This is a genomic window from Sungkyunkwania multivorans, from assembly GCF_042675645.1.
Classification (GTDB): domain Bacteria; phylum Bacteroidota; class Bacteroidia; order Flavobacteriales; family Flavobacteriaceae; genus Sungkyunkwania; species Sungkyunkwania multivorans.
In genome coordinates this window covers 1-2,244 of the sequence record NZ_JBHTJH010000006.1, presented here as the reverse complement: position 1 = coordinate 2,244, position 2,244 = coordinate 1, and the positions used below count along the sequence as shown (strand labels likewise).

At 56.2% G+C, this 2,244-nt stretch carries 2 tRNA genes and 1 rRNA gene; all 3 read right to left on the bottom strand.

Annotated elements, in window-relative coordinates:
• Positions 1-204: 204 nt before the first annotated feature.
• A tRNA-Ala gene (locus tag ACFQ1M_RS09700) sits at positions 205-278 on the bottom strand.
• Positions 279-398: 120 nt separating this feature from the next.
• Positions 399-472, bottom strand: a tRNA-Ile gene (locus ACFQ1M_RS09695).
• Positions 473-669: 197 nt separating this feature from the next.
• Positions 670-2,189, bottom strand: a 16S ribosomal RNA gene (locus tag ACFQ1M_RS09690).
• Positions 2,190-2,244 lie beyond the last annotated feature (55 nt).

The following is a 2,244-nucleotide window of genomic DNA, read 5'->3' as shown; positions in this document are numbered from 1 at the left end:
GTCGCCTCTGAGAGCCTAGGCATCCCCCATACGCCCTTTCGTAACTTGTTCCAGGTTGCCACACTCGCGTGTGGCGCTCGATGGGACCCCCACTCTCACGTGGGAGCCTAAACTTAATATAGCTCTCGCTATTTGCTTTGTTTCTCGTATTTCTCTCTCAAAATGTCAATGAACTCTTCACGCCAAAAAAAAAACGGCGCATCGTGGAGAATATCGGAGTCGAACCGATGACCTCCTGCGTGCAAGGCAGGCGCTCTAGCCAGCTGAGCTAATTCCCCTCTTCCGGTAGTCGGCGATCAGTTAACAGTTATCAGTTAAATGATGACACCTATACGTCAACCTGGGACACCCAACTCCTAAAATTTCCAATCAATATATCGCAATGAACTTGCCAACCGTAGTCACGGGCAGACTCGAACTGCCGACCTCTACATTATCAGTGTAGCGCTCTAACCAGCTGAGCTACGCGACTCTGTGAGTGCGCTGCGCCCAGCAATGCTGAGCCCCGCCTACGTCCCCGAGTACTCGGGACTGCGTCGGGCAGGTACGCGACCCTCCACGCGGCGCGAAAAGCGCACGCGAAAAAATGCCTCATATTCATAATGACAGGAGAAGAGGACCCCATCCCCGATGGGACGCGCATCGAAGGCCGACACCGGACTTCTCTAGAAAGGAGGTGTTCCAGCCGCACCTTCCGGTACGGCTACCTTGTTACGACTTAGCCCCAGTTACCGGTCTTACCCTAGGCGGCTCCTCGCGGCGACCGACTTCAGGTACCCCCAGCTTCCATGGCTTGACGGGCGGTGTGTACAAGGCCCGGGAACGTATTCACCGGATCATGGCTGATATCCGATTACTAGCGATTCCAGCTTCACGCAGTCGAGTTGCAGACTGCGATCCGAACTGTGACCGGCTTTGTAGATTCGCTCCTGCTCGCGCAGTGGCTGCTCGCTGTACCGGCCATTGTAGCACGTGTGTGGCCCAGGACGTAAGGGCCGTGATGATTTGACGTCGTCCCCACCTTCCTCGCGGTTTGCACCGGCAGTCCCACTAGAGTCCCCATCTTTACATGCTGGCAACTAGTGGCAGGGGTTGCGCTCGTTATAGGACTTAACCTGACACCTCACGGCACGAGCTGACGACAACCATGCAGCACCTTGCAATCTGCCCGAAGGAGGCTCTATCTCTAAAGCTGTCAGACTGCATTCAAGCCCTGGTAAGGTTCCTCGCGTATCATCGAATTAAACCACATGCTCCACCGCTTGTGCGGGCCCCCGTCAATTCCTTTGAGTTTCACTCTTGCGAGCGTACTCCCCAGGTGGGTCACTTATCACTTTCGCTTGGCCGCCCAGCCCAAGGGCCGGACAGCTAGTGACCATCGTTTACGGCGTGGACTACCAGGGTATCTAATCCTGTTCGCTCCCCACGCTTTCGTCCCTCAGCGTCAGTCGACGGTTGGTGATCTGCCTTCGCGATCGGTGTTCTATGTGATATCTATGCATTTCACCGCTACACCACATGTTCCAACCACCCCACCGTGACTCAAGGCCGCCAGTATCAAAGGCAGTTCCACGGTTGAGCCGTGGGATTTCACCTCTGACTTAGCGGCCCGCCTGCGGACCCTTTAAACCCAATGATTCCGGATAACGCTCGGACCCTCCGTATTACCGCGGCTGCTGGCACGGAGTTAGCCGGTCCTTATTCGCACGGTACCGTCAGCCACCTACACGTAGGTGGGTTTCTTCCCGTACAAAAGCAGTTTACAACCCATAGGGCAGTCTTCCTGCACGCGGCATGGCTGGATCAGGGTTGCCCCCATTGTCCAATATTCCTCACTGCTGCCTCCCGTAGGAGTCTGGTCCGTGTCTCAGTACCAGTGTGGGGGACCCCCCTCTCAGGGCCCCTACCCATCGTCGCCTTGGTGTGCCGTTACCACACCAACCAGCTAATGGGACGCATGCCCATCCCATACCGTGACCTTTAATCCCAACGCGATGCCGCGTAGGGATGCCATGGGGTCTTAATCTCCGTTTCCAGAGGCTATCCCCCAGTATGGGGCAGGTTGCATACGCGTTACGCACCCGTGCGCCGGTCGTCATCTGGTGCAAGCACCAATGCTACCCCTCGACTTGCATGTGTTAGGCCTGCCGCTAGCGTTCATCCTGAGCCAGGATCAAACTCTTCATGGTTTGAATCTTTGTAACTCTGTCCCGATGCCGACCTCTCAGCCGATACCCGTCCATT